The sequence below is a fragment of the Amnibacterium sp. CER49 genome (assembly GCF_029846255.1).
Classification (GTDB): Bacteria; Actinomycetota; Actinomycetes; order Actinomycetales; family Microbacteriaceae; genus Amnibacterium.
Map to the genome: position 1 here is coordinate 1,965,877 of NZ_JARVWQ010000001.1, position 26,308 is coordinate 1,992,184.

Annotated in this window: 21 protein-coding genes; 9 read left to right on the forward strand and 12 right to left on the reverse strand. The window is 75.0% G+C overall.

The window, feature by feature from the left end:
- Positions 1-25: 25 nt before the first annotated feature.
- Positions 26-4,015, reverse strand: a complete 3,990-nt coding sequence (hrpA, locus tag QDR37_RS09685) for an ATP-dependent RNA helicase HrpA (protein ID WP_279713439.1) — start codon at positions 4,013-4,015, stop codon at positions 26-28.
- 33 nt (positions 4,016-4,048) lie between these two features.
- Positions 4,049-6,085, reverse strand: a complete 2,037-nt coding sequence (locus tag QDR37_RS09690; RefSeq protein WP_279713440.1) for a GMC family oxidoreductase — start codon at positions 6,083-6,085, stop codon at positions 4,049-4,051.
- Positions 6,086-6,204: 119 nt separating this feature from the next.
- Between QDR37_RS09690 and QDR37_RS09695 the strand changes: the two genes are divergently transcribed.
- From QDR37_RS09695 to QDR37_RS09705, 3 genes are all read left to right on the forward strand, one after another.
- Positions 6,205-6,411, forward strand: a complete 207-nt coding sequence (locus QDR37_RS09695) for a hypothetical protein (protein ID WP_279713441.1) — start codon at positions 6,205-6,207, stop codon at positions 6,409-6,411.
- Entirely contained in the window at positions 6,408-8,264 is a 1,857-nt protein-coding gene (locus QDR37_RS09700) for a thioredoxin domain-containing protein (protein ID WP_279713442.1), read from the forward strand. The genes QDR37_RS09695 and QDR37_RS09700 overlap by 4 nt, the downstream gene beginning before the upstream one ends.
- A 195-nt stretch (positions 8,265-8,459) precedes the next feature.
- Positions 8,460-8,804 carry a DUF3140 domain-containing protein gene (locus tag QDR37_RS09705; protein ID WP_279713443.1) on the forward strand — a complete coding sequence of 115 codons (345 nt, stop codon included), beginning with the start codon at positions 8,460-8,462 and terminating at the stop codon, positions 8,802-8,804.
- 134 nt (positions 8,805-8,938) lie between these two features.
- Here the strand turns inward: QDR37_RS09705 and QDR37_RS09710 are convergent, their stop codons facing one another.
- The 4 genes from QDR37_RS09710 to QDR37_RS09725 all read right to left on the reverse strand — a co-directional run bounded on the left by QDR37_RS09710 (position 8,939) and on the right by QDR37_RS09725 (position 13,728).
- Entirely contained in the window at positions 8,939-9,724 is a 786-nt protein-coding gene (locus tag QDR37_RS09710; protein WP_279713445.1) for a CPBP family intramembrane glutamic endopeptidase, read from the reverse strand.
- A gap of 52 nt (positions 9,725-9,776) precedes the next feature.
- Positions 9,777-10,526 (reverse strand): PspA/IM30 family protein, encoded by a 750-nt coding sequence (locus tag QDR37_RS09715; protein ID WP_279713599.1) that lies wholly within the window; start codon positions 10,524-10,526, stop codon positions 9,777-9,779.
- A 33-nt stretch (positions 10,527-10,559) separates the two neighbouring features.
- Positions 10,560-12,668: a TPM domain-containing protein gene (locus tag QDR37_RS09720; protein ID WP_279713446.1), complete on the reverse strand. Its 2,109-nt coding sequence runs from the start codon at positions 12,666-12,668 to the stop codon at positions 10,560-10,562.
- Between the two features lie 166 nt (positions 12,669-12,834).
- Positions 12,835-13,728 (reverse strand): hypothetical protein, encoded by an 894-nt coding sequence (locus QDR37_RS09725; RefSeq protein ID WP_279713447.1) that lies wholly within the window; start codon positions 13,726-13,728, stop codon positions 12,835-12,837.
- A gap of 222 nt (positions 13,729-13,950) precedes the next feature.
- Here QDR37_RS09725 and QDR37_RS09730 point away from each other — a divergent pair, with 222 nt between their 5' ends.
- Positions 13,951-15,342 (forward strand): GH1 family beta-glucosidase, encoded by a 1,392-nt coding sequence (locus QDR37_RS09730; RefSeq protein WP_279713448.1) that lies wholly within the window; start codon positions 13,951-13,953, stop codon positions 15,340-15,342.
- 70 nt (positions 15,343-15,412) lie between these two features.
- Here QDR37_RS09730 and QDR37_RS09735 read toward each other — a convergent pair whose 3' ends face one another.
- Both QDR37_RS09735 and QDR37_RS09740 read right to left on the reverse strand, forming a co-directional pair.
- The gene (locus tag QDR37_RS09735; RefSeq protein WP_279713449.1) at positions 15,413-15,808 is read right to left on the reverse strand and encodes an NUDIX domain-containing protein; all 396 of its coding nucleotides are present in this window, start codon (positions 15,806-15,808) and stop codon (positions 15,413-15,415) included.
- Complete coding sequence (locus QDR37_RS09740; RefSeq protein WP_279713450.1) at positions 15,805-16,383, reverse strand: TIGR00730 family Rossman fold protein; 579 nt, start codon at positions 16,381-16,383, stop codon at positions 15,805-15,807. Before QDR37_RS09740 ends, QDR37_RS09735 begins: the two co-directional genes overlap by 4 nt.
- Before the next feature lie 54 nt (positions 16,384-16,437).
- Here QDR37_RS09740 and QDR37_RS09745 point away from each other — a divergent pair, with 54 nt between their 5' ends.
- Entirely contained in the window at positions 16,438-17,631 is a 1,194-nt protein-coding gene (locus QDR37_RS09745) for an MFS transporter (protein ID WP_279713451.1), read from the forward strand.
- A gap of 3 nt (positions 17,632-17,634) precedes the next feature.
- Here the strand turns inward: QDR37_RS09745 and QDR37_RS09750 are convergent, their stop codons facing one another.
- The 3 genes from QDR37_RS09750 to QDR37_RS09760 are packed head-to-tail and all read right to left on the reverse strand — an operon-like array spanning position 17,635 to position 19,954.
- Complete coding sequence (locus QDR37_RS09750; protein WP_279713452.1) at positions 17,635-18,099, reverse strand: DUF4395 domain-containing protein; 465 nt, start codon at positions 18,097-18,099, stop codon at positions 17,635-17,637.
- Positions 18,089-18,520 carry a thioredoxin family protein gene (locus QDR37_RS09755; RefSeq protein WP_279713453.1) on the reverse strand — a complete coding sequence of 144 codons (432 nt, stop codon included), beginning with the start codon at positions 18,518-18,520 and terminating at the stop codon, positions 18,089-18,091. Before QDR37_RS09755 ends, QDR37_RS09750 begins: the two co-directional genes overlap by 11 nt.
- 57 nt (positions 18,521-18,577) lie before the next feature.
- Positions 18,578-19,954 carry a GAF domain-containing serine/threonine-protein kinase gene (locus QDR37_RS09760; RefSeq protein WP_279713454.1) on the reverse strand — a complete coding sequence of 459 codons (1,377 nt, stop codon included), beginning with the start codon at positions 19,952-19,954 and terminating at the stop codon, positions 18,578-18,580.
- 207 nt (positions 19,955-20,161) lie between these two features.
- Between QDR37_RS09760 and QDR37_RS09765 the strand changes: the two genes are divergently transcribed.
- A complete protein-coding gene (locus tag QDR37_RS09765) occupies positions 20,162-20,674 on the forward strand; it encodes a MarR family transcriptional regulator (RefSeq protein WP_279713455.1) in 513 nt (170 codons plus the stop codon).
- Between the two features lie 3 nt (positions 20,675-20,677).
- Here the strand turns inward: QDR37_RS09765 and malQ are convergent, their stop codons facing one another.
- Complete coding sequence (gene malQ / locus QDR37_RS09770) at positions 20,678-22,768, reverse strand: 4-alpha-glucanotransferase (protein WP_279713456.1); 2,091 nt, start codon at positions 22,766-22,768, stop codon at positions 20,678-20,680.
- Between the two features lie 99 nt (positions 22,769-22,867).
- Here malQ and QDR37_RS09775 point away from each other — a divergent pair, with 99 nt between their 5' ends.
- The 3 genes from QDR37_RS09775 (at position 22,868) to QDR37_RS09785 (ending at position 26,300) form a co-directional block, all read left to right on the forward strand.
- Positions 22,868-24,286 carry a serine hydrolase gene (locus tag QDR37_RS09775; RefSeq protein WP_279713457.1) on the forward strand — a complete coding sequence of 473 codons (1,419 nt, stop codon included), beginning with the start codon at positions 22,868-22,870 and terminating at the stop codon, positions 24,284-24,286.
- A gap of 70 nt (positions 24,287-24,356) precedes the next feature.
- Positions 24,357-24,791, forward strand: coding sequence for an FMN-binding protein (locus tag QDR37_RS09780; protein ID WP_279713458.1), 435 nt, complete (start codon positions 24,357-24,359; stop codon positions 24,789-24,791).
- A 6-nt stretch (positions 24,792-24,797) separates the two neighbouring features.
- Positions 24,798-26,300, forward strand: coding sequence for an FAD-dependent oxidoreductase (locus QDR37_RS09785; protein WP_279713459.1), 1,503 nt, complete (start codon positions 24,798-24,800; stop codon positions 26,298-26,300).
- Positions 26,301-26,308 lie beyond the last annotated feature (8 nt).

A 26,308-nucleotide genomic window follows, 5' to 3' on the forward strand; every position in this document is an offset into this window, starting at 1 on the left:
CCGCCGATGCGGGCGATCCCGGACGTCAGGCCAGGGCGCGGCGGATGCGCTGCAGCGACACCGGCTCGCTCGTCGGCAAACCCTGGGCGAAGAGGCTGAGGCGCAGCTCCTCGAGCAGCCAGCGGACCGCGACCAGCCGCTCCGGGGTTCCCGCGACGAGCGGCAGCGGGCCGCCCGCCTGCCGGTACAGGTCGGTCGCCGTCTGCACCTCGGTCATCCACACGCGGTCGCGGTTGACCTGCTGCGGCAGCCGCTCGACCCGGCGCACGATGCCCGCCGTGTAGACGGCGAGACGCGGGAGGCGCGTCGCGCCGTCGAGGCCGATGAACCCCGGGTGGATCAGGGCGTCGAGCTGCGCGCGGGCGTCCGACAGGGCGGGCACGAGCGGCAGGCTCGTCGCGGCGCGGATCGCGCGGTCGGCCTCGCGCGCCCCCGCGAGCGCGGCGGCGGCGGCCCCCACCGTGGTGAACAGGTCGTCGACGACGCGACCGGCGAGCGCGTCGCGGAGCCGCTCGAACTCCTCACGGGTGCGGACGGTGCCGTCCTCGGTCTGCTCGGCGATCACCCGGTCGATGACGGCGCGGAGGGCGTCGTCGAACAGCGCCTCGGTCGACGGGTAGGGGCTCGCGCCGAGGGCGAGCTTCTCCGCGCCGGAGAGGTGGTCGCGCACGTACCCGGCCGGTGACGGGGTCGCGAGCAGCAGCAGGCGCCGCACGCCCGCGCGGGTCGACGCGAGCGCCTCCTCGGGTGTCGCCAGCAGCCGCACGTCGACCGCGCTCCCGGTGTCGACGAGCGAGGGGTAGGCGCGGACGACGCCGCCGGACTGCCGGGTGTCGAGCACGCGCGGCAGATCGTCGAGGTCGAAGGTCGTGAGCCCGGTGCGCTCGATCGCCTGGCGCACGGCGGGCCGGGCGACGACCTTCGCGACCGACGTCCGGGCCTGGTCGGCGAACCGGCGCTGCAGCGCGGCGAGGTCGGTCTCGCGGCCGACCGCGCGACCGCGGGCGTCGAGCACCTCGAACGCGATCCGGAGGTGCGCCGGGATCCGCTCGGCGTCGAAGTCGGCGGGCGCGGGGTTCGCTCCGGCGACGCGGCGCACCAGCGGGGCGAGCGAGTCGATGAGCGGCCCGGGCGTCGCGCCGGTCTCCGGTCCGGCCGGCAGCTCCGGGAGCAGCCGTCTCGCCCAGTCGCCCGTCGGCACGACGAAGCGGCGCTGCGGCTTCGGCAGCGTCTTCAGCAGCGCGGCGACGAGGTCCTCACGGAAGCCCGGCACCTGCCAGTCGAACCCGGCGGGCGACAGCGACGCGAGCAGCGGCAGCGGCACCTGCACGGTGACGCCGTCATCGGCGGCGCCGGGCGCGAACCGGTAGCGCAGCCGCAGCCGCTGGTCGCCCTGCTGCCAGAACGGCGGGTAGTCGCGCGGGTCGACGTCCGCCGCCTCGTCCTCGGGCACGAGGTCGCTGCGGCGCAGGGTGAGCAGGTCGGGCGCCTCCTTGCGCGCGTCGCTCCACCAGGTCTCGAAGCCGCGGACGGTCGTCACGTCGGCGGGGATCAGGCCGTCGAAGAAGTCGAGCACGTCCTGCTCGTCGACCGAGGGCCGCCGGAGCCGCTCGGCCTCCTCGTCGAGCTCGGCGAGCAGGCGCCGGTTCGCGCGGTCGAAGTCGAAGTTCCGGTCGCGGGCGATGTCGCGCGGCCACTCGCCGCCCACGAGCGCGTGCTCGATGAACAGGTGCCGCGCGTGGGCCGCGTCGATGCGCGCATACTGCACCCGCCGCTTCTCGACGATCGGCACCCCGAACAGCGTGACCCGCTCGTCGGCGACGGCGGAGCCCTGCCGCTGCTCCCAGCGCGGCTCCCCGTAGGTGCGCTTCGCGAGGTCGCCGGCGAGCGGCTCGGCCCAGGCGGGGTCGATCGCGGCGTTCATCCGCGCGAAGAGGCGCGAGGTCTCGACGAGCTCGGCCGTGAGCACCGCGCGCGGCGGCTTCTTCGCGAGCGCGGAGCCGGGGAAGAGCACGAAGCGCAGCTGTCGCGCGCCGAGGAACTCGACGGCGCCGCGCCGCGGCGTCGGCTTGCCGCCCCGGCCCGCGGGGGCTGCGGTGCGGTCGTCGCGGAGGCCGATCTGCGAGAGCAGGCCCGCGAGGAGCGACCTGTGGATCGCGTCGGCGCGCTGGCCGGGCTCCGCGCTGTCCTGCTCTTGGTCGCCTGCACGGTCTCGGCGACCGCGGTCCGGGACGGACCGCGGCGCTGGCGTCGCGGCGGAGCCCAGAAATGGGCTCCGCTTCTGAGCTCCAGCGCGCTGCTCCAGCTCCCGCAGCACCGACTCGAGCTGCCGCACGAGGTCCTGCCACTCGCGGATCCGCACGAAGTTCAGGAACTCCGCCCGGCAGCGGCGGCGGAACGCGCTCGACGAGAGGTCGCGCTGCGTCTGCTCCAGGTAGCGCCAGAGGTTCAGCAGCGTGAGCAGGTCGCTCGTCGGATCCGTGAAGCGCGCGTGCGACTGGTCGGCCTGCTCGCGCTTCTCGACCGGCCGCTCGCGCGGGTCCTGGATGGTGAGCCCCGCGACGATCGCGGTGACCTCGCGCAGCACGCCCTGGCGACGCGCCTCGAGCAGCATCCGGGCGAAGCGGGGGTCGAGGGGCAGCCGCGCGAGGTCGTGGCCGATGCGGGTGAGCGTCGCGGGAGCGCCGCCGCGGCCTTCGCGGATCGCGCCGAGCTCGACGAGCAGATCGGTGCCCGCCTTGATGCCCCGCGGGTCGGGCGGGGTGAGGAACGGGAACGCCGCGAGGTCGCCGAGCCCGAGCGACAGCATCTGCAGGATCACCGAGGCGAGGCTCGTGCGGAGGATCTCGGGGTCCGTGTACTCGGGCCGCTTGCCGAAGTCCTCCTCGGAGTAGAGGCGGATCGCGATGCCGTCGCTCGTGCGGCCCGCGCGGCCGGCCCGCTGGTTCGCCGACGCCTGCGAGATCGGCTCGATCGGCAGCCGCTGCACCTTCGCGCGGGTGCTGTAGCGGGAGATGCGGGCGGTGCCGCCGTCGATCACGGCACGGATGCCGGGCACGGTGAGGCTCGTCTCGGCGACGTTCGTGGCGAGCACGATCCGGCGCGCGACCCCGGCCACGCCGCTGCGCTCGAACACGCGGTGCTGCTCCGCCGCGGAGAGGCGCCCGTAGAGCGGCAGCACCTCGACCGGCCGCGCGCGACCCGCGTACCTCCCGCGGAGCACGTCGGCGACGTCGCGGATCTCGCTCTCACCCGAGAGGAACACGAGCACGTCGCCGTCGAGATCCCGCTCGAGCTCGTCGAGCGCGGCGGTGACGCCCTCGGCGAGGTCGCGGTCCTCCGACGGCCGCAGGTCGCCGGGGCCGTCGTCCGGGTCGTCGGGGTCCTCCTCGCCCGAGTCCTCCGCGACGAGCGGCCGGTACCGGATCTCGACCGGATAGGTGCGGCCGGAGACCTCGATGATGGGCGCCGGCGTGCCGTCCGGTGCCGCGAAGTGCGCCGCGAACCGCTCGACCTCGATCGTCGCCGAGGTGATGATCAGCTTGAGGTCGGGCCGGCGGGGGAGCAGCTGCTTCAGGTAGCCGAGCAGGAAGTCGATGTTGAGGCTGCGCTCGTGGGCCTCGTCGAGGATGATCGTGTCGTAGCGCTTCAGGTCGCGGTCGCGGCGGATCTCGGCGAGCAGCACGCCGTCCGTCATCACGCGGATGCGCGTCTCGGGCCCGGATCGGTCGGTGAACCGGACGGCGTAGCCGACGAGGCCGCCGAGCGGCACCTCGAGCTCCTCGGCGACGCGCTCCGCGATCGTGCGGGCGGCGATCCGCCGCGGCTGCGTGTGCGCGATGACCGACCGGCCGAGCTCGAGGCAGATCTTCGGCAGCTGCGTCGTCTTGCCGGAGCCGGTCTCGCCCGCGACGATCACGACCGGGTTCGCCGCGATCGCCGCCGCGATCTCGTCGCGCATGCGACTGACGGGCAGCTCGGGCGGGTACGCGACGACCGGGGCGGCGAGGGACATGAGCCGTCCAGTCTCCCATCCCGCGCGGGGCGGTCAGCGGAGCAGCAGGTCCATCACCCGGTACGCGTTCGCGACGATCGTGAGCACGGGGTTCACGCCGCCGTTCGTCGGGTGCAGCGAGCCGTCCGCGATGCGCAGCTCGTCGTGGCCCCAGATCCGGCCCTCCGGATCGGCGACGCTCGTGGCGGGGTCGTCGCCCATGCGGCAGGTCCCCGCCTGGTGCTGGCCGCCGCTCGGCGTCGTCTGCCGACCGGAGCCGTTGACGACGTCGTGTCGCACGGTCGTCGCCCCGCTCGCCCGCAGCCACTCGCCCGCGCGCTCGGTGAGGAACGCGCGCGCGGCGAGGTCGTTCGGGTGGACACCGCCGGTGAGCCGGGCCACCGGAGTGCCGAGCGCGTCGACGACCGCCGGGTCGACGCGCACCCGGCTCTCGGCGCTCGTCACCTCCTGGATGGGCCCCACGACGCGGAGCATGCGCGGGTAGAGGGCGGCGAGCGCGTCGCGCATCGCGCTGCCGGACTCGGGCAGCAGCCCGGCCGCGCGGAGGTACCAGTAGGCGGAGACCGGCGTGGGCACGAACTCGTTCGCGAGCATGCCGCCGCCGATGATCCCCTCGTTGCCGTGCCGGAAGTCGCCGGTCGCGATGGACGGTCCGGGCCCGAGCAGGTCCTGCACGGCGTCGTCGAAGATCCCGAGCGCGCCGCCGTAGAGGTGACCCTGCAGCCGCCGGCCGACCTGGTCGGTGCCGTTGCCGATGCCGTCCGGCTCGCGCTCGGTGCGGCTGTTCAGCAGCAGTCGCGCGGTCTCGACCGCGCCCGCGGAGAGCACGACGGTCTCGGCGCGCACCTCCCGGCGCCAGACGCCGGACCCGTGCCGACCCGCCATCGCGACGCCGATCACGCGACCCGAGGCGTCCGTGGTCAGCCGGGTCGCGGCGGCGTCGAGCACGACGGAGACGCGGCCGGTCGCGAGGGCGCGGCGCATGGTCGTGTTGTGGCTGCCGGCCTTCGCCTGCACCGGGCAGTCGAAGCCGATGCACTGCGCGCACTGCACGCACGCCGGCCGGTCGTCGTAGGTCGTCGAGTTCACGAGCAGCGGCACCGTGGTCGTGCTCCAGCCGAGGCGACGCGCGCCGCCGGCGAGCACGGCCGCGCTCCGGCCGCCGCGCAGCGGCGGCATCGGGTACGGCTGCGAGCGCGGCCCGGCGGCGGTGTCGCCGGTCGAGTCCCCGCTCACCCCCATGCCGAGCTCCGCGCGCACGTAGTACGGCTCGAGCTCGTCGTACCCGAACGGCCAGTCGGGCAGATCGCTGCCGTCCGGGCGCCCGTACACGCTTCGCATCCGGAAGTCCTCGGGCGCGAACCGCCAGGCCTGCGCGCCGTAGAAGCGCGTGCCGCCGCCGAACGAGACGGCGTTGTTGCTCCAGGTCCAGTCCGAGGGGTCGTCGACGACGGCGTCCGCGACGACGCGCGGCGTGCCGATCGGCGGTCCGGAGAAGAGCTGCAGCCCGCGCACCTGTCGCGGGTTGCGCAGATGGTCGAGCGTCGTGTCCGCGAGCGCCGGCCAGCCGCCCGCCTCGACGACGAGCACCCGCCGCCCCGCGAGGGCGAGCTGCTCCGCCGCGACCCCGCCGCCCGCCCCGGACCCGATGACGATCGCGTCGTACCGGTCGCCGAGGTCCGCCGGCGCGACGACCGCGTCCCGGTGCTCCGGGATCAGCGGCTCGAGCGGCCGGTCGCCGTCGGGCCAGCGGCGCCAGTCGATCGACCGCCACACGGGTGACGGCTCGCCGCCACGGTCCTCCGGGTTCGCGAGCAGCCCCTCGACGACGGTCTCGACGAACCAGCGCACGTCGTCGTCCTCGGCAAGCGCCGCCAGCGCTGCGGACGGGTCGGCGCTCGCGTCGGCGAGCCGCGCGACGACCGCGGCCAGTCGCGCCGCGTCGCCAGGCCGGTCGACGGTCACCACGCGGGTGAGGTGCGCGAGCGCGCCGGCATCGGCGCCGCCCGCGATCACCGTGATCAGCCCGGCGAGCGCCGGATCCTGCAGCATCGGAGGCTGCTCGTCCATGCCCGCTCCGTCCCCGTCGACGTGGGCCCGTCCGCGCCCGCCTGCTCACGCTAGCGGCGCCCCCTGCGGCCTCCCACCTCGCCGGGGTAGACCGGGAGCCGCAGAGAAGGAGGCGCCGCATGAGCTCGACCGACCCGCACCGCCCAGGCCCCGACGACCTCGGCCCGGAGGACCCGGGCGACCTCTCCGGGGTCGAGGCGTCGCAGGACGACCCGATCGACACGGGACTGCCGGACGACGACGTGGTGGACATCAGCGACAACGAGGGCCCCGAGCTCACCACCGACGTCGACGACATCGACCCGGGGTCCAGCGGAGGCCGGTGAACCGGCTCGCCGACGCCGTCAGCCCCTACCTGCGGAGCCACGCGGACAACCCCGTCGCCTGGTACCCGTGGGGCGACGAGGCGTTCGCCGAGGCCCGGCGGCGCGACGTGCCCGTGCTGGTCTCGATCGGCTACGCCACCTGCCACTGGTGCCACGTCATGGCGCGCGAGAGCTTCAGCGATCCGGCGCTCGCCGGGTATCTGAACGAGCACCTCGTCGCGATCAAGGTCGACCGGGAGGAGCATCCCGAGGTCGACGCCGCGTGCCTCGCGGGCGCCGGCGCGTTCACCCCGAACCTCGGCTGGCCGCTCAACGTGTTCCTCACCCCCGAGGGCCGCATGTTCCACGCCGGTACCTACTCGCCGCCGCGGCCGATGCCCGACAACCCGTCGTTCCGGCAGGTGCTCGAGGCCGTCGTCGACGCGTGGACCACGCGCCGCGACGACGTCGAGTCCTCCGCGGGGCGGCTCGCGGACGCGCTCGCGGAGGCGGCCAGGCAGGGCGCCTCCGGGGGGAGCGGGATCGGGCTCGAGGACCTCGGCCGCGCGGCCGGCACCCTCGTCGCCTACGAGGACCGCGAGCACGGCGGCTTCGGCGGAGCGCCGAAGTTCCCCGTTCCGACGGTGCTGCTCACGATGCTCGCGCTCGGCCGGTCGCCCCTGCTGCAGCCGGAGGATGCGGACCGCATCCGCGGCGTCGCCGAGCGGGCGCTCGCCGCGATGCGCGAGGGCGGGCTGCGCGATGCCGTCGAGGGCGGCTTCTTCCGCTACGCCACGCGTCGCGACTGGTCCGAGCCCCACTACGAGCGGATGCTGTCGGACAACGCGCTGCTGCTCCGCGCCTACGCCGAGGTCGGCGACCGCGACACCGCCGCCGGCATCGCCGCGTTCCTGCGCGGGGTGCTGCGCCGTCCCGAGGGCGGGTTCGCCTCGGCGCAGGACTCCGAGAGCCTCGTCGACGGGCAGCGCAGCGAGGGCGGCTACTACCGGCTGACCGCGGAGGAGCGTCGCCACCAGCCGCCGCCCGCGGTCGACGCGAAGGTGCTCACGAGCTGGAACGGCCTCGCGATCGGCGGGCTGGCCAGGGCCGGCGCGCTGCTGGGGGAGCCCACGTGGGTCGTGCTCGCGGAGGAGGCGGCGGAGTTCCTGCTGGCGTCCCATCGGCGTCCGGACGGGACGCTGCTGCGCGCCTCGCTTGACGGGCGCCCCTCGACCGCAGCCGCGACCCTCGAGGATTACGGCGCCCTCGCCGACGGGCTCCTCGAGCTCGCCCTCGCGGCCGGCCGGCCCGACCTGGCGGTCGCCGCGCGCGACCTCGTCGACCGCTGCCTCGTCGACGGCCGCTTCGCGGTGCCGGGCGGCGGGGATCCGACGCTCGCCGGCCTCGGCCTCGGCCTCTCCGCGGAGGCCGACGTGAGCGAGGGCGCCGCGCCCTCCGGGCTGTCGTCGATGGCTCGTGCGGCCGAGCGGCTGTTCCTGCTCACCGGCGAGCGGTCGTACCGCGAGGCGGCGGCCGCCGCGCTCGCACCCGTGCTGCCGCAGGCGGCCCAGCGGCCGATCGGCTCGGGCGCGATGCTCGGCGTCGCGCTCGCCCAGCTCGAGCCGGTGCGGCAGCTCGTCGTGGTCACGGACGACCCGGCGTCGCCGCTCGCCGCCGCCGCGCGAACCCTGCCGACGTCCGTCACCGCGGTGCTGACCGAGCGGGCCGTCGCCGCCTTCGCCGAGGCGGGCTTCGAGCTGTTCGAGGGCCGGACGACCGTCGCGGGCGCGCCGGCCGCGTACCTCTGCCGCGACTTCGTCTGCCGTCTCCCGGTCACGGATCCCGCCGCGCTGCTCGAGCAGGCGCGAACGTGATATCCGCGGACCTCGGCCCCCGTACCGCGTGTAGGTGATCCGCCCCGGTGTAGGTACGACACGCGGCTTCCGTACCTACGCCGGAGCGAAGTACCTACACGCGGTCGATGTCCCGGTCCCGGGCGCCCCCGCCGGCCGTATGCGTCTTCAGGCGGTGCACCGAGGCCGCCCAGGCCCGGTTGCCAGGGTGCCGGGATGGCGAAGCAGGAGAGCGTCGACGACGTCCTGAAGGACTGGCACGACGCGGTCAACATGTCCGGCAGCGAGCTGAAGCGCTGGCTCGACACCGACGAGTCGAAGTCGGTGGGCGACACCGGCGGCGAGGGCGAGTCGACGGGGCACAGGGAGGGCCGCCTCATCCTCGAGCTGCAGGGCAAGCGCAAGGACGACCTCGACGACGAGGACGTGAAGGCGATGCGCCGCGTCGTCGGCTACGTGCACCGGCACCTCGCCCAGGGCGGTCCGGAGCACGACAAGGAGCACTCGAAGTGGCGCTACTCGCTGATGAACTGGGGTCACGACCCCCTGAAGCAGCGCTAGGCGGCCGCCTCCGGAGGCAGCGCTAGGCGAGCACGCGGGCGATCCAGAACGCCGCGGCGACGATCAGCAGGCGGATCAGGACCTTCCGGTTCACACCCCCGACGCTAGCGGGCGCGGCGGGCGTCACCCGCCGATCACCGCTGCACGGCGAGCGCGACCGCGAGCGCGAGCCCGTTCACGAGCGCGTGCGTGACGATGCCCGGCCCGAGGCGGCCGGTCCGCGTCGCGAGCCATGCCACGACGAGCCCGATCGGGAAGATGCCGAGCACGAGGTTCACCGCCGAGACGAGGTCCGGCGCCTCGTGCAGGTGCAGGGCCGTGAAGATCGCGGCGGAGAGCAGCACGCTCGCGTCCGCCGCCCAGTGCCGCCGGCCCTCCGACGGCTCCGGCCGGCGCCGGAGGATCGCGTTGCGGATCGCGCGCATGAGCAGTCCGCGGGTGAGCAGCTCCTCGACGACCGGGGCCACGATCACCGCGACGACGCCGAGCGCCACGTTCGCGAGCGGGTCGGACGACAGGTGCACGTTCGTCGTCGGCCGCGCCGGGGTCACCGACACGAGGACGATGCCGATGATCACCCGGATGATCTCGACCGCGATCGCCGCGCCGAGCCCGATCGCGAGGTCGATCCACCGGAACGCGAAGCCGAAGTCGCGGCGGAGGCTGCCGAGCCCCCGCCGGCGGGACACGAGCACCGCCCACACCACGGTGAGCAGGTAGGCGCCGACGCCGAGCACGAGCGACGGGATCCCGGAGACGCGCACGCCGGCGACGGCGAGCGCGCCGATGAGCACCGGCTCGAGCACGAAGAACGCGATCGGCACGGCGGCGGCGAGCAGCCCCCATCGCACCTCCGGCGGTGGCCGGTAGTCGAGCGACCGGTAGTCGTCCGTGTCCCGGACCCGGGTGAGCAGGGTCACGGCAGCGCAACCGCCCGCGGCGCGCGCCGCGGGCGGGTCGTCGGGGTCAGGGCTACTCGGACAGCGCGCGTCGCGGCGTCGCCGTCAGCTCGCCGCCGTTCTTCATCGCCGCGAGCCTCGCCTCGATCTCGGACTGCTTGCCGAGGTCCTCGAGGCTCTCGAACTGCCGGTCGAGGCTCGACGCGTCGAGCTCCTGCTGCCCGACGACGCGGGCCTCCTCGCGGCGCACCTTCTCCTCGAACCGGCCGATCTCGCTCGTCGGGTCGAGCACGTCGATGCTCTTCATCGCGTCGTGGACCTGCGACTGCGCCTGCGCCGTCTTCGACCGCGCGATCAGCTCGTTGCGCTTCGCCGTCAGCTCGGAGAGCTTCTCGCGCATCTGCTCGAGGCCCGACTTCAGCTTCTCCACGACCTCGTTCTGCGACGCGATCGTCGGCTCGACGGTCTTCGCCTCGCGCTCGGACTGCAGCTGCTTGCCGATCGCCACCTTCGCGAGGTTGTCGAACTTGTCGGCGTCGGCGGCGTTGCCCGCCGAGCGGAGCTCGTCGGCCTTCGAGCTCGCGGCGAGCGCCTTGCGGCCCCAGTCCGCGGCGGCCGCCACGTCCTCCTCGTGGTCCTGCTCCATCAGGCGCAGGTTGCCGATCGTCACCGCGACGGCGTCCTCCGCCTCCGCGATGCTGTTCGAGTAGTCCCGCACCAGCTGATCGAGCATCTTCTGCGGGTCCTCGGCCTGGTCGATGAGCGCGTTGACGTTCGCGCGCACGAGGGTCGAGATCCGTCCGAGGATCGACTGCTTCACCATGGGGTTCGCTCCGTTCTTCCTTCTCCAGATCATCTAGAAGCCTCCTCCGCCTCCGCCTGAGTCGCCGCCGCCGAAGCCGCCGCCACCGCCGTCGAAGCCGCCCCCGCCCCCGTCGAAGCCGCCCCCGCCACCGACGTCGCCGCCCCAGCCGCCGCCACCCCAGCCGCCGTCGTACGGACCGCCGCCCCAGCCGCCGCCCCACCCGCGGTCGCCTCCGGTGAGGATGCCGCCGAGCACGCCGCCGAGCACGGCACCGCCGAGGGCGCCGCCGAAGCCACCGCCCCCGTAGCCCCCTCTGCCGTAGCCGCCGCCACCGCCCCAGGGACCGGAGCGGAAGTCGTCGACGTCCTGCTGCGCGAGCTCGTACGCCTCGTTCGCGAGCACCTGGGCGCGCTGCGCCGCGGTGAGCGCGGCGGGCGGGTCGTCCTGCTCCGCCGCGATGGCGAGGTCGAGCTGGCGCTGCGCCTCGCTGATGCGGGTCCGCGCCTCGGCGCCGACACCGCCGCGTCGGGTGTCGATGAAGCGCCGCGTCGCCTCGACGGACTGCTGCGCCGAGTCGAGCGTGCGGGGAAGCGACTGTTGGGCGCGCTTCAACCGATCGGCGCGGTCGCGCACGCGGCCCGCCACCTCGTCGAGCTCGGCGTTCGCCTTCTCGAGGGGCGGCAGGGCGGCCGTCGGCGCTCGGGTGGCCGCGGTGGCCACAGCCGCTTCCGCGTTCGTGATGGCCTGCTCGAGCGCGGGCCGGTCGGCGCCGGCGCGCGCGAGGAGGCGACGTGCCTCGTCGGCGTCGCTGCGCGTGTCGGCGAGGGTCGCGTCGAGCCGCTGCTTGGCGGCCTGGAACGCGCCGGGAGCCGCGACGATGCCGGTCAGCAGCGTGCTCGCCTGGCCGAGGGCCTGCTGGGCGCCGCGGAGCGCCACCGCGCCCTCGCCGGGCTTGTCACCCGCGTTCGCGGCCCGTCCGATCGCCTCCTGAGCGAAGCCGAGCAGCGAGCGGGCCTGCGTCAGGTCGTCCGCGGAGCCGCGCACCGCCTCGTCGCCGTACTGCTTCGTGAGCGCCGCGAGGGCCGCTCCTGCCTGGTCGGCCTGCGCGGTGAGCCGCGTGCGCTCCGCCTCAGCGGCGGAGACGCCGCTCGGCAGCTGCGCCTCGAGCCTGCGGAGGTCGTCGAACGACTGCTTCTGGTCGGCGAGCACCTTGTCGGCCTGCTCGCAGAGCGCGAGGATCCGCTCCGTCATCGTGCGGCGCTGATCGGGCGTCTCGGGCTTGTCGTCGTCGAGCTGCTGCCGGATGGCGAAGGCCTCCTTCGCTCTGCCCCGGGCCGACTCGAGGGCGCTGCGGAACGCGCCGACGGTGTCGCCGCCGAACTCCGCCTCCGCGAAGCCGAGCTCCTGCTCGCTCGTCGTGAGCTCGTCGTCGAGCGCGATGAGCGCCCGGCTCGCACGCTGGTCGAGCTCCTTCTGGTCGACCGGCGGCGTCACCGGACCGCCCACCGGGGCGGGCCCGGCGCCGGCCGCGACCGCGCGGCGCCGCCGCAGCACGCGCCAGAGCACGAGGCCGACCACGACGAGGGCGATCAGCAGGAGGACGGTGATGACACCGGTGAACGCGGTCGTGCGCGGCGAGTCCGCGGTGCTGCTGCCGTCGCTGCTCTGCGAGGAGCCGGCCGTGCTCCCGGCCGCCTTGTCGAGCGCGTTCGCGAACGAGACCACGGCATCCGCGTAGCGCTTCGCGGAGAGGTCCGGGACGAGGTCGCTGCGGCTCAGGCTCTGCACCTCGGTGCGGTCGAGCGGGAAGCTCTTGGAGCGGGCGTAGCCGTACTGCCGGTCCTGCACGGCGACGGCGAGCAGCAGGTCGCCCTGGCCGACTCCGCTCGCCTTCGCGGTCCGGATCGCCCAGTCCTCGCTGCTCGAGGCGCCGGTGAACGTCGGCACGAAGACCACCGACATGGTCGCGCCGGTGTCGTCGTGCAGCGTGGTCAGGGCGCTCTGGATGCGGCTCTCGTCGCTCGACGAGAGCGCGTTCGCCTGGTCGACGACGGCGCTGCCGTTCGTGTCGAGCGGGGCGGTGGCGTCGGCGGCGGTCGCACCGCCGAGGGCGAGCAGCGCTCCGATGGCGAGGCCCGCCGTGATCCGGCGAAGTCTCATCGCTCCTCTTGGTCCCTTCGTGAAAGAGGACCGCAGCGTATCGAGCGGGGGTGGGAGCGGAAGGGGTGATTCCTACGACCTCGCCAAGCGCTCTCCTCCTCCTGGCTGCGTGCTCCGGATCCTTGCCGCTTCGTCGTGGGCTGTGCGGCGAGGATCCGGAGCAGGATCAGGCGGCGAGCACGTACCGGCGTACTCGAGCGATCAGCGCCTCCGCGAGCGCACCGGTGAGGTCGTCGACGGTGACGCGGATCACCACCCACCCGGCGTCGCGGAACCGCTCGTACCGTCCGACGTCGTAGATGAACTGCCCGTCGTCGCGGCCGTGGTCGAGGCCCTCGTACTCGAGCACGACGCGCGCCTCGGGCCAGACGAGGTCGCCGCGGCCGAGCACGCGGCCGTCCGCATCGGTGACCGGGGCGTTCAGCAGCGGTTCCGGGACACCGGCGCGCATGAGCACGAGCCGGACGCGGGTCTCGCCCGGCGAGGCGCAACCGACGCGGGCGAGGGTGAGCGCTCGGGCGAGCTTCCGCTGCCCGACGCGCTGCTTCGCTCCCGCCGCGTGCTGCAGCGCCGCGAGGAGGCGCCCCTCCGAGCGGTTGAGCAGCGCGTCGGCCACGATCACGAGCTCGTCGAGGTCGAGCACGCCGGCGAGCTGGCACCAGACCTCGTCGACCCGCACCACGGGCAAGCCGCGAACGGTCACGAGCGGCGGGGCGATGCGGAGGCGATGCCCGATGACGCCGCGCGTCTGCGGTGCCGGCGCCGGCATCGTCGCGGACACGTGCAGCTCGACGGCCTTCTCGAGCCGCGCGGGCAACGGCAGCCGGAACAGCTGCGCCGCTGTCGCATGGCTGAACGCCTGGCCGGGCTTGAGGCGCACGGCGTAGGCCGTGCACCGCTCGTCGATCGTCCTCGGCTCGGCCACCGCCTGCACGCCGTGGAAGGGGCGGGTCACGTCGCGACGCCGCAGCCGGCCCTGGGACACCCGTGCGCGGTCGGCCGCGCCCCGGTCGAACGGACGCGTGCTCAGGTCGTCGGGGAGGGGCCGCGGTCGTCGCATGGCCGGGGATGGTGGCGCGTCGGGGCTGTCGCCGTCGGTGGTTGTGCACAGCCCGCGCTTCCTCCGCCGTCTTGCTCCGGATCCTGGCCGTTCCGGCGCGCGCAGAGCGGCAAGGATCCGGAGCAGGCGGGGAGGCGGGGCCCCGAGGGAGGCGGTCGGGGCGCCGTCCTAGGGTGAGAGCGCGGCGGCGGCGGGCGCGGCCGGGCGAGCGAAGGAGCAGCGATGGCGTTCCCCGACGGGTTCCTCTTCGGGTCGGCGACGGCCTCGTACCAGATCGAGGGCGCGGTCGACGAGGACGGCCGGCGCCCGAGCATCTGGGACACCTTCAGCCGCACGCCCGGCAAGGTCGTGAACGGCGACACCGGCGACGTGGCCGACGACCACTACCACCGGCTCGACGAGGACCTCGACCTCATGGCCTCGCTCGGCCTCGAGGCCTACCGGTTCTCGATCGCCTGGCCGCGCGTGATCCCCGAGGGCCGCGGGGCCGTGAACCAGGCGGGGCTCGACTTCTACTCACGGCTCGTCGACGGGCTGCTCGCCCGCGGCATCCGGCCGGTCGCGACGCTCTACCACTGGGACCTCCCGCAGGTGCTCGAGGACGAGGGCGGCTGGACGGTGCGCAGCACGGCGGAGGCGTTCGCCGACTACGCGCGTGTCGTCGGGCAGGCGCTCGGCGACCGGGTGCACACCTGGACGACGCTGAACGAGCCGTGGTGCGCGGCCTACCTCGGCTACGCGGCCGGGGTCCACGCCCCCGGGATCACCGACCGGCTCGCGTCGCTGAAGGCGGTGCACCACCTGAACCTCGCCCACGGGCTCGCGCTGAAGGCGCTCCGCGAGGTCGTGAAGCCCGACGCCGAGTTCTCGGTGACCCTGAACCTGCACGTCTTCCGCCCCGTCGGCGACACGGGGCTCGACGCGCAGCGCCGGGTCGCCGCGCTCGGCAACGCCGCGTTCCTCGGTCCGATGCTCGAGGGCGTCTACCCGACCGACATGCTCGAGGTGACGAGGTCGATCACCGACTGGTCGTTCGTGGAGGAGGGCGACCTCGAGACGATCAACCAGCCGATCGACGTGCTTGGGGTCAACTACTACTCGTCGAGCAACGTGCGGCTGTGGGACGGCGCGGGGGAGCGGTCCCGCGCCGACGGCCACAACGCCGGCACCGCCACGCCGTGGCCGGGCGCGGAGGACGTCGAGTTCCTGCCGACCGAGGGCCCGCACACCGACATGGGCTGGAACATCGACCCCGCCGGGCTCGAGGACCTGCTCACCGCGCTGTCGGAGCGCTACCCGGGCCTGCCCCTCATGGTCACCGAGAACGGCGCCGCGTTCCCCGACGAGGTGCGGGACGGCCGCGTGCACGACGCCGACCGCATCGACTACGTGCGGCGCCACCTGCAGGCGGTCCAGAACGTGATCGCCCGCGGCGTCGACGTGCGCGGCTACTTCGTCTGGTCGCTCATGGACAACTTCGAGTGGGCGTTCGGCTACACGAAGCGGTTCGGCATCGTCCGCGTCGACTACGACACGCTCGAGCGCACGCGGAAGGACAGCGCGGACTGGTTCGCCGAGGTCATCCGCACCCGCGAGCTGCCCGAGACCCCCTGACCCGCCCGCGTGCTCCGGATCCTCGCCGCTCTGCGGATGCCGAAGCGGCGAGGATCCGGAGCAGCCGGGGTCAGAGCACCGCGAGCAGCAGCCGCGCGAGCGGCGCGAGGCGATCGCCGAGCGCGTCCGCCTCGGCGGGCGTCGCCCAGCGCAGCTCGGCGATCTCGCTCGCCGCGGCGACCGGAGCCGTGACGCGCAGCCGGAACACGTCGGCCTCGAGCCGGTGCCCGGGCTCGTTCGCGGCGTCGGTGACGTAGGCGCCGACCGGCTCGAGCGCACCCTCGGCGACGACGAGCCCGAGCTCCTCCTCGAGCTCGCGGACGAGCGCGGCGCGAGGCGTCTCGCCGGCCTCGGGCTTGCCGCCCGGCTGCATGAAGCGCTCGGTGCCGCGCTTGCGGACGAGCAGCAGGCGTCCGTCCGCATCGGCGGCGAGGGCGGCGACGACGCGGACGACGGGTGCGCTCATACGGGCGGCGGCGGCGCCGCGGGCGGCGCCGGGGGCGCCTGCGCGAACGCCTCCAGGAGCGCGTCGAGCGAGTCGGAGAAGGTGACGAGCCCGGCGTGATGCGGGCGGACGAAGCCCTGGTCGACCATCCGCGCGACCATCGCCTCGAGGGGCGACCAGTACCCGGCCACGTCGAGGAAGCCGCACGGCTTGCGATGCACCCCGATCTGCGCCCAGGTCCACTGCTCGGCGATCTCCTCGAGCGTCCCGGGGCCGCCGGGCAGCGCGACGAACGCGTCGGCGAGGTCCGCCATCATCGCCTTGCGCTCGTGCATCGTCTGCACGACGTGCAGCTCGGCGAGCTCGGGCGAGGCGGCCTCGCGGTCGACCAGCGCCTCGGGGATCACACCGATCACGCGGCCTCCCGCATCGACCGCCGCCGAGGCCACCGCGCCCATGAGCCCGACCCCGCCGCCGCCGTAGACGACGGTGATGCCGCGCCCGGCGAGCGAGCGCCCGACCGCGCGTGCCGCGTCGAGGTACACCTCGTCGAGTCCCGGGCTCGATCCGCAGAAGACGGCGACGGATCCGAGCATGGCCGCAGCAGCGTAGGCGAAGCGTGGAGGCGGAACCTGGGATCGTTGCTCCACGTGAGCGGGCGGCGGGACGAGGTGCGGTACCTGTCGGCCGCGGTGCCGGTGCGGCTCGTCACCGAGGGCACGAACGTCGCCCTGGCGCTCGCGGCGGCGATCGACCTGCACGACGTCGCGATCGCCGGGGCCCTCATCGCGGTGTTCACGGCGCCCTCCGTCGTCGCCGCGCCGCTCATCGGGGCCCTCATCGACGCGGTGCCGTCGCCGAAGCGCGCGATGCTCGGTGCCTCCGTGCTCACCGCCGCGGTGCTCGCCGTCGCGGCGTTCCTGCCGGTCGTGCCGCTGCCCCTCGTGTTCGTCGCGCTGCTCGCCGGCGGCTGCGCCCTGCCCGTGTTCATGGGCGGCCTCTCGTCGTTCGTCGACGACGCGATGCCCGGCAGCGGGCCACGGGGCTTCGCGGTCGACGCCCTCGCCTACAACATCGCCGGCATCGGAGGACCGGCGCTCGTCTCGGTCGCGGCGGCCCTCCTCAGCCCGACCGGGGCGCTGCTCGCGCTCGCGGTCGTCGCGCTCGCGGGCGGCCTGCTGCTGCAGACGCTGCCGATGCCGGCGCGCGGCGCCTCGGCGCACCCGGCCGACCTCGCCCGCGGCATCGCGGCCGCGACCCGGCACCTGCTCGGGCACGGCCCGCTCACCCGGGCGACCGCGGCCGGCACGCTGTCGCAGCTCGGGTCGGGCGGCCTGCCCGTGATCGCCGTGCTGATCGCGCTCGCCCGCGGCACGAGCGCGGCCGGCGGCGGCTGGCTGCTCACCGCCTTCGCGATCGGCGGCATCACCGGCGCGGTGCTGGTCACGGTGCCGAGGATCTCCGCCCGGCTCGCCGCGATCCCCGCGAGACTGACCATGGCGGTCGGCTTCACGCTGACCGGCCTGTTCCAGCTCGTCGCGGCGGTCGTGCCGGGCTACCCGCTCACGTTCGCGGCCTTCGTGCTCGCGGGGCTCTGGGACGCGCCCGCGGTCGCCGCGATGCTGCGCATCCGGCAGGAGGAGAGCCCGGGCGCCGTCCGCGCGCAGGTGTTCGTCGTCGGCTCCGGCCTGCGGGTGGCGGCCTCGAGCATCGGCTCCGCGCTCGCCGGCGCGCTCACCGGGCTGCCGGCGCCGCTGCTGCTCGCGCTCGCGGCCCTGCCGTGGATCGCGAGCGCGCCGATCCTCCTCCTCGGCCGCCCGACCCCGCAGCCCGCGGAGGCCTAGGGCTCAGGCGGCCGCGCGCCGCCCCAGCAGGCCCGCGCGGATCAGCAGGGCGTGGATCCGGCAGCCGAGGCAGAAGGCGAAGACGGCGTTGAGGAAGGCCGCGACGAACGCGACGGCGGCGGCGATCGGCACCGCGGCCGCGACACCGGCGAGGCCGAGCGCGACGCCGATGGCGGTGACGAGCAGGCCGACGCCCTGCGCGAAGGTCGGCGGCGCCGGGTCCTCCAGCTCGGCCGGCGGACCGAGCCGCGGGCGGACCAGTGCGCGGTAGAGGGCGCCGTACGGGTGCCGCTCGATGCCGGCGAACGCGCCCCAGGCGAAGACCAGCGCGACGACAGCGAGCAGGACGAGCGCCGCCGCGCCCGCACCGACGAGGCCGAGGAGCGCGTCGGCGAGCAGGAGGACGGCGGTGATCGCCGCGCCGAAGCGCGGCCCCCGCGGGTCGATGCCGGGACGGTCAGCGGGCATGGTCGGCCTCCAGGGCGGCGAGGGCGGAACGGAGCTCGGGTTCGCGCGGCACGCCGGTGATGCGGGCGCGGACGACGCCCTGCGCGTCGAGGAGGAACGCGGTCGGCACGCTGAGGACCCGGTACCGCGCGGCCAGGGCGGGTCGCGCGGCGAGGTCGAGCTCGACGTGGGCGACGCCGTCCGCGCCGGCGGCGACGCCCGCGAGCAGCCGTCCCGCGGCCCGGCACGGTGAGCAGGTCGGTGTCGAGAACTGCAGCAGCGTCGCCCGCGCGCCGAGCGACTGCGGCGCGACGTCCTCCACCGCGACGACGAGCGCGTCCGCCGAGCGCACCCGGCCGCCGCGCGCCCGCGCCACGAGGCCGGCCGCCGTGCAGAGCACGACGAGGGCCGCGAGCACTCCAGCGGCGGCGAGCGGGGTCACGCGGGGACCGTACCGAGCGCAGCCGGTGCCGGAGGTGTCCGTGACGTCCCGTGTCGCTCAGCTGTCGCGCTGCAGCACCACCCGCCGCGCGGCGAGGCGCAGCTCCATCTCGTGCTGCACCATCGCGGCGAGGTCCTCGAGGATCGCGACCTGCTCGGACGTGAAGGTGCGCGGCTGGTAGTCGAAGATCTGCAGGTTGCCGAGGTTGTGCCCGTCGAAGGTCTTGAGCGGCACCCCGGCGTAGAACTTCACACCGTCCGGGCGCTCGAAGTACGGGTTGTTCGCGATGCGCGGGTCGGAGTCGACGTCCTCGATCACGAGCGTCTTCTCGTGCAGGCCGCCGGTCTGCGACATGCCCTGCGTGCGCTGCACCTCAGTCACCTCGACACCGAAGTGCGACTTGAACCAGATGCGGTCGGCGTCGACGATGCTGACGAGCGCGACCGGCACGTCGAAGATCCGCGCCGCGAGCGACGTGATGCGGTCGAACGCGCCGTCGGGCGGGGTGTCGAGCAGGTTGTACCGGCGCAGCGCCTCGAGGCGGGCCGTCTCGGTGTCGTGGGCGGTCGGCTTGGCCCCGAGGTTGTCGACGACGATCTGCCGCCAGGCGAGGGCGCACTCGGCGGGCGTGGGCCGGTCCTCCGGCTTGCGAGCGAGCATCGCGCGGAGCACCGCGGCGTGCGCCGGTGGCACGGAGTCGGGGATCTCGGGGTCCGCGTCGAGGCGGGCGAGCGCCGAGTCGAGCACGCCGCCCGGGAACGCGACGCGGCCGGTGAGCGCCTCGAGCAGCACGAGACCGAGCGAGTAGACGTCGGTCGCGGGCGTGATCACCTCGCGGCCCTCGACCTGCTCGGGGGAGAGGTAGGCGGCCGTGCCGGTCGTGAACTCCTCGGGCATGTCGCTCTGGGCGCGCAGCATGGCGATGCCGAAGTCGGCGAGCTTGCCGCGCGACGGGCGCTCGACGCCCGTCGGCAGCAGCAGCACGTTCGCGGGCTTGATGTCGCGATGGATGATGCCGTGCTCGTGCACGTACTCGAGGGCGCCCGCGAGGTCGAAGCCGAGGTAGGCGACCTGGTGCTGGTCGATCGGCCCGTCGCGGCGGATGCGCTCGCGGAGGTCCGGGTTGCGCACGAGCTCCATCACGAGGAACGCCTGCGGGCTCTCGAGGTCGGTGAAGTCGATGCCGGCGTCGAGCAGCGTGACGAGGTTCGGGTGCGTGAGCGCGCCGAGCAGACGGGCCTCCGCCTCCTGCGCGCGGACGTTCTGCGGATCGGCGGCGCGAGCCGTGAAGACCTTGATCGCGACATCGCGACCGAGCAGGTCGTCGTGCGCGCGGTAGACGATCGAGGCGCCTCCGCGGCCGAGAACGGGGCCGAGCCGGTAGCGCCCCTGCAGCACCGCGGGGAGCGGCGTGACGGGCACCTGGTCGGACATGGACCACCTATGGCTCGAGTGCGGACCGACGGTGCCACGCTACGTGACGACCTGGTGAGGTCATGGTAACGGAATTGTCTCCCTTTTCGAGCGAATCGCCGGTGCCGCGTGGCTCCGTCGCAGGGGCTTGACACGCGCTCCCAGACCTGGACCAGCGCACGTTCGGGGAGCGTCCGGTAGCCTCGCCGCCCGGCGGAAGGAGCCGCGATGCAGGACGCGTCCGCGACCTCGGTCGACCTCCTCGCCGACGCCCTCGAGCCGCAGGCCGCCGAGATCGTGCGGGCGCTCCGCGACTTCGACGAGGCCGAGGCGCTCATGCGCGGCCGCTTCCGCGCGCTGCTCGGCGTCGGCGCCACCGACCTCGCCGCGCTGCGCTACATCCGCAGCCGCGAGAAGCAGGGCGAGCCGGCCCGCGCCACCGATCTGCGCCGCCGCCTCGGCGTCTCGAGCGCGGCGGCGACCACGATCACGAACCGTCTCACCACCGCCGGCTTCATCGAGAAGCCGCGCGACCCGGCCGACCGCCGCGCCCGCGTCCTGCGCCTCACCGAGGACGCGCGGCGCCGCATCGACGAGGCGGTCGGCGACACGGAGCACCGGCTCGACGACGTCCTCACCTCGATCCCCGCCGACGAGGCGCGGCGCATCGTCGAGCTCGTCGAGTCGTGCACCGCGGTCGTGAACGAGGCCGCCGGCGGCGTCGGGAGCCCGACGGCCTGACCGCTACCCGCCGAGCACGCGGGCGAGCGCCGCGGCCCGCGCGGACGCGAAGACGTCCTCGAGCAGCATCGGCTCGCCGTCCGGCCCCGACAGCGGCACCCGCCAGTTCGGGTACTGCTCGCGCGTGCCCGGCTGGTTCTGCGTGCGGGTGTCGCCGACCAGGTCGGTGAGGTACGCACCGAGCAGCCGGGCGGGCGTCAGCGTCAGGTAGCGGTGCAGCGCGGCGACGGTCGCCTCGACGTCCGCGCCCTCCGGCAGCAGGCCGCGGCGGCGCAGCTCCGCGAGCCACACGTCCTGCTCGGCGCGGTCGGCGGCGAGCTCCTCCTCCTCGGGGCGCGTGAGCAGCCCGAGCACCGCGCGGAGCTGCACGTGCGCGCCCGCGAGGTAGCCCGCCGTCGGCGGCAGGTCGTGCGTCGTCACCGTGGCGAGGCAGGCCTCCCGCCACCGCTCGGCGGGCAGCGGACCGCCGCCCTCGCCCCGCTCGAACCAGAGGATCGACGTGCCGAGGATCCCGCGCTCGCCGAGGTAGCGGCGGGCGTCCGGGTCGACGACCCCGAGGTCCTCGCCGACGACGACCGCGCCCGCGCGCTGCGCCTCGAGCGCGAGGATGCCGATCAGCGCCTCGCGGTCATAGTGCACGTAGGTGCCCTCGGACGCCGGGCGGCCCTGGGGCACCCACCAGAGGCGGAACAGCCCGATCACGTGGTCGACGCGCACGCCGCCCGCGTGCCGCAGCACCGCGGCGAGCAGGTCGCGGAACGGCGCGTAGCCGAGCTCGGCGAGCCGGTCGGGTCGCCACGGCGGCTGCAGCCAGTCCTGGCCGACCTGGTTGAAGGGGTCCGGCGGCGCGCCGACCGTGATGCCCGTGGCGTACGCGTCGCCGAGGCGCCACGCGTCGGCGCCGCCCGGATGGACCCCGACGGCGAGGTCGTGCACGGTGCCGATCCGCATGCCCGCGTCGAGCGCCTTCGCCTGTGCGCCCGAGAGCTGCTCGTCGAGCAGCCACTGCAGCCACTCGGCGAACGCGATGCCGTCGGCGTGCTCCGCGGCGAAGGCGGCGACGGCGGGCGACCGCGGGTCGCGGAGCTCGGTCGGCCACGCGCGCGCGTCGTTGCCGTGCTGCTCGGCGAGCACGCTCCAGATCGCGAACTCGGTGAGCGCGCGGCCGCTGCGACGGCGGTACGCCTGCAGATCGAGCTCGCGGCCGGCCCGGCGCGGCACGCTCGCGACCAGCTCGAGGGCCTTCCGCTTCGCGGTCCAGGCGCGGTCGCGGTCGATCCGCTCGGCGTGCGCGGCACGGTCGCGCACGGTCCTGCCGAGGCGCCGGATGCGGGCCCGGTCGGCCGCGGGCAGCTCGCCGAACTCCGGCACCGCCTCGACGTCGAGGTAGAGCGGATTGAAGAACCGGCGCGACGACGGCAGGTAGGGGGAGGGCTCGAGCGGCGCGACCGGCTCGGCGGCGTGCAGCGGGTTCACGAGCACGAAGTCGGCGCCGAGTCCGGCGCCCGCCCACACCGTGAGGTCGGTGAGATCGGTCAGGTCGCCGACTCCCCAGGAGCGCTGCGATCGCACGCTGTAGAGCTGCGCGGCGACGCCCCACCCGCGTTCGGGCAGCTCGAGGCGGGCGGGCGTCACGATGAGGGCCGCCTCGGCGACGGTCGACCCCGAGGTCGCGACGAGCGTGTGGTAGCCGAGCGGCAGGTCGCCGGCCACGCGGAAGGTGGCCTCGCCGACGAGCGCGCCGTCGACCTCGCGCGGGTCGACCCAGCGGTCGACCTGCGGCAGCACCCACGACCCGCCGGTCTCGAGCCGCACCTCGACCTCGACCGGGTCGCCGTGGGGCACGTGCACCGGCACGTCGCGCTCCGCGCCCGTGGTCGTGACGACGACGGGCGGCAGCATGCGCCGCCACGGACCGAGGGCGTGCTCGGCGAGGGCGGCCGCCGGGTCCTGAGGGTCGACCCCGAGCGCGGTCAGGATCTCCTCGATCGACTCCGCGGGCACCTCGACGGTCGTCCCCTGCCAGTCGGTGAACGAGGTGGCGACGCCGAGGGCGGCGGCGAGGTCGGAGAGCTCGGAGGAGGGGGCCGTCATGCCTCCATCCTTCTAGGGCCGTCCCTTCCGGCGGAGGGCGGCACGCCCGCCTCCGGAACCTCACGGCGGGGCCGCGATCGCGGTGGGTAGCGTGCGGCCGTGACCGTTCCCCGTCTTCCGCGCAGCACCCCCGGCGAGCAGGGCGTCGACCCCGCCGGCCTCCTCGCGCTCCTCGACGCCCTCGAGGGCGATCCGGCGATCGAGCCGCACGGGCTCATGGTGCTGCGGCACGGGCACGTCGTCGCCGAGGGCTGGTGGCGGCCCTACACGGCGGAGCGGCTGCACCTCTACTACTCGCTCAGCAAGACGTTCACGATCACCGCGCTCGGGTTCGCGATCGCCGAGGGGCTCGTCGGGCTCGACGACCCGGTGGCCGACCACTTCCCCGAGTTCGCGGCGGAGCTGCCCGAGCGCAGCCGCGGCATCCTCGTCCGGCACGTCGCCGCCATGGCGAGCGGCCATCGCGGCGAGCAGCTCGAGCTCGCGCTGCAGACCGACGCCGCCGAGCCCGTGCGCGGGTTCCTGCTGAACCCGCCGGAGGAGGAGCCCGGCAGCGTCTTCGCCTACAGCCAGCCCTGCACCTACGCGATCGCGACGATCGTGCAGCGCGAGTCGGGCGCGACGCTCGTCGACTACCTCCGCCCGCGGCTGCTCGACCCGCTCGGCATCGGCCCCGTCGGGTGGCAGCAGTTCCCCGCCGGCCGCGACGTCGGCTTCACCGGCCTGCACGCGCCGACCGAGGCGGCGGCGAAGCTCGGCCAGGTCTACCTCGACGAGGGGCGCTGGCAGGGGCGGCAGCTGCTGCCGGAGGGCTGGGCGGAGCAGGTGCGCACGAAGCACGTCGACACCCCGGACGAGGAGAGCGTCGACTGGGCGCAGGGCTACGGCTTCCAGGTGTGGCGCTCGCGGCACGGCTACCGCGCCGACGGCGCGTTCGGGCAGTTCAGCCTCGTGATCCCCGAGCACGACGCGGTCGTCGCGATCACCGAGGCGACCGAGACCGCGCAGGTGGTGCTCGACGCGGTGTGGGAGCACCTGCTGCCCGCCTTCTCGGACGGGCCCGTCGACAGCCCGCTCGAGGAACCGCTGCGGCGGCGGCTCGCCGCGCTCGAGCTGCCCGCGTCCGGCGGCGAAGCGCGGCCCCGCGGGGGCCGTGGGGAGGGGCGCTACCGGCCCGCGCACGCCGACGCCGCGTTCTCGGCCGTCGTGCTCGAGCCGGGCGTCGAGGGGTGGACCGCGACCGTCGAGGCGGGCGCCGACCGCGTCGCGCTGCCGATCGGGCGTCCGGGCTGGACCGTCGTCGAGGGCGGCGACGGGCAGGCGCCGCTCGCCGTGAGCGGCGGGTTCGAGGGCGACGAGCTCCTGCTCGACCTGGTCTTCCTCGAGGCGCCGCACCGGCTCCGGCTGCAGCTCGCCGCCGGCGGCGACACGTTCCGCACCGCCTGGCGGCCGGCGCCGCTCGGGCTGCTGCCGCAGGAGTCGGCGCTGCGCCTCGGGGCGCCGCTGCCCTTGCGCTGAACCGCGGAGGCGTCCGCTCCGTATACCAAGGTGCGGGCCCGTCGGGCCCCTTCCCGACAAGGAGCCGACCGTGCCGAAGACCGTCCTCGCCCTCGCGGGCACCTCGCTGACCGCGCTCGCGCTCGCCGGCTGCGCCTCGGCCTCCTCGAGCGCGGCCGACTCGACCACCCCGTCGGCCCCGGCCCCCGCGTCGAGCCCCGCCGCCGCGTCGTTCAAGGACGGCACGTACAGCGCGCTCGGCAAGTACGTCTCACCCGGCGGTCCCTCCGCGGTCGACGTGACGCTCACCCTGAAGAAGAACGTCGTCTCGGCCGTGAAGGTCGTGCCGAAGGCGGAGAACTCGACGGCGCAGTCCTACGAGTCCCGCTTCGCCTCAGGGGTCTCCGCGCAGGTGGTCGGACGGCGGCTCGACGAGCTGAACGTGACGAAGGTCTCCGGCTCGTCGCTCACGAGCCAGGGCTTCGATCGCGCGGTCGAGGCCATCGCCGCCCGCGCGAAGGGCTGACGCCAGGTGCACCGCCTCGACGCGGTGCTCGGCCGGGTCACGATGTACCGGCTCGTGCTGCTCGTGCTGCTCGCGATCGCGGTCGCCGCGGAGATCGCCGCGGTCGTGGGAGCCATCGCGTTCGACCCGCTGGCGCTGCCGGTCACGGCGCTGCTCGCGGTCGGGGTCGTCGTCGCGGTCACCCGGCTGCTCGCGCTCGTGGTGCGCATCCGGCCGCACACCGAGTCGAGCCTGATCACCGGCCTGCTCGTGTTCCTGCTGTTCCTGCCGGTGCTCGATGCGCCGGACCTCGTGGCGCTCGTCGCCGCCGCCGCGTTCGCCGCGGCGTCGAAGGTGCTGCTCGCGTGGCGCGGCCGCCACGTCTTCAACCCCGTCGCGATCGGCGCCGTGCTCGTCACGGTGCTGCACCTCGGCGGCGCGACCTGGTGGGTGGCGACGCCGGCGCTGCTGCCCCTGATCCTCGTCGGCGGTGCGCTCGTCGTGCTCCGCACCCGCACGCCGGAGGTCGCCCTGCCGGTCGCCGCGATCCCGGTCGCCGGCACGACGGCGCTGCTCGCCGGCCTCGGGACGCCGCTGCTGCCGGCCGCCGGCAGCGCGATCGCCTCCTACCCCTACCTCTTCCTCGCCGCGTTCATGGCCACGGAGCCGCTCACGCTGCCGCCGCGGCGATGGCAGCGGCTGCTCGTCGGGGTCATCGTCGGGGTGGTCGCGCTCGTGCCCCTCCACGTCGCCTACATCGCCATGGCGCCCGAGATCGCGCTCGTCGTCGGCAACGCCGTCGCCTTCGCCTTCGGGCCCAGGCGTCGCGTCCGCCTCGTGCTGCACGACCGGCGGACCGTGACGGGCGGGATCGGCGACCTCGTCTTCCGCGCCGAGCACCCGCTGCACCTGCGCGCAGGGCAGTACGTCGAGCTGAGCCTGCCGCACCGGCGGCAGGACGGCCGCGGCGCCCGCCGGATGTTCAGCCCGGCGAACCGGCCCGGGACCGACGAGGTCCGCGTCGTCACCCGCTGGGCGACGAAGGGCAGCTCCTTCAAGCGGTCCCTCGCGGCGCTCGAGCCCGGCGCGGTCGTCGCCGGCAGCGCGGTCGGCGGCGACTTCGTGCTGCCGCGCTCGGCCGCCGTGCCGCTGCTCTGGATCGCGGGCGGCATCGGCATCACCCCGTTCGCGAGCTTCGCCGACGACCTCGGCGCCCGCGGGGAGGATCGCGACGTCGTGCTCGTGCACGTGGCGTCGACGCCGGGGGACCTGCTGCTCGCGCCGGCGTTCACGGGCGCGGGCGTGCGCGCCCTGGTCGTCGGGCCGCCGCGGCTGCAGGAGTCCCTGCCGCCCGGATGGACCCTCGTCGCGGACCGCCTCGATCGGCTCGACCTCGCCTCGCTCGTGCCCGACGCCGCCCGCCGCACCGCGTACCTCGCCGGCTCGCCCGGCGTCGTCGCCGCCGCGCGCCGGCTGGCCCGCTCGGCGGGCGTGCACCGCATCCGCACGGACCGCTTCCTCGGCTACTGACCCGCACG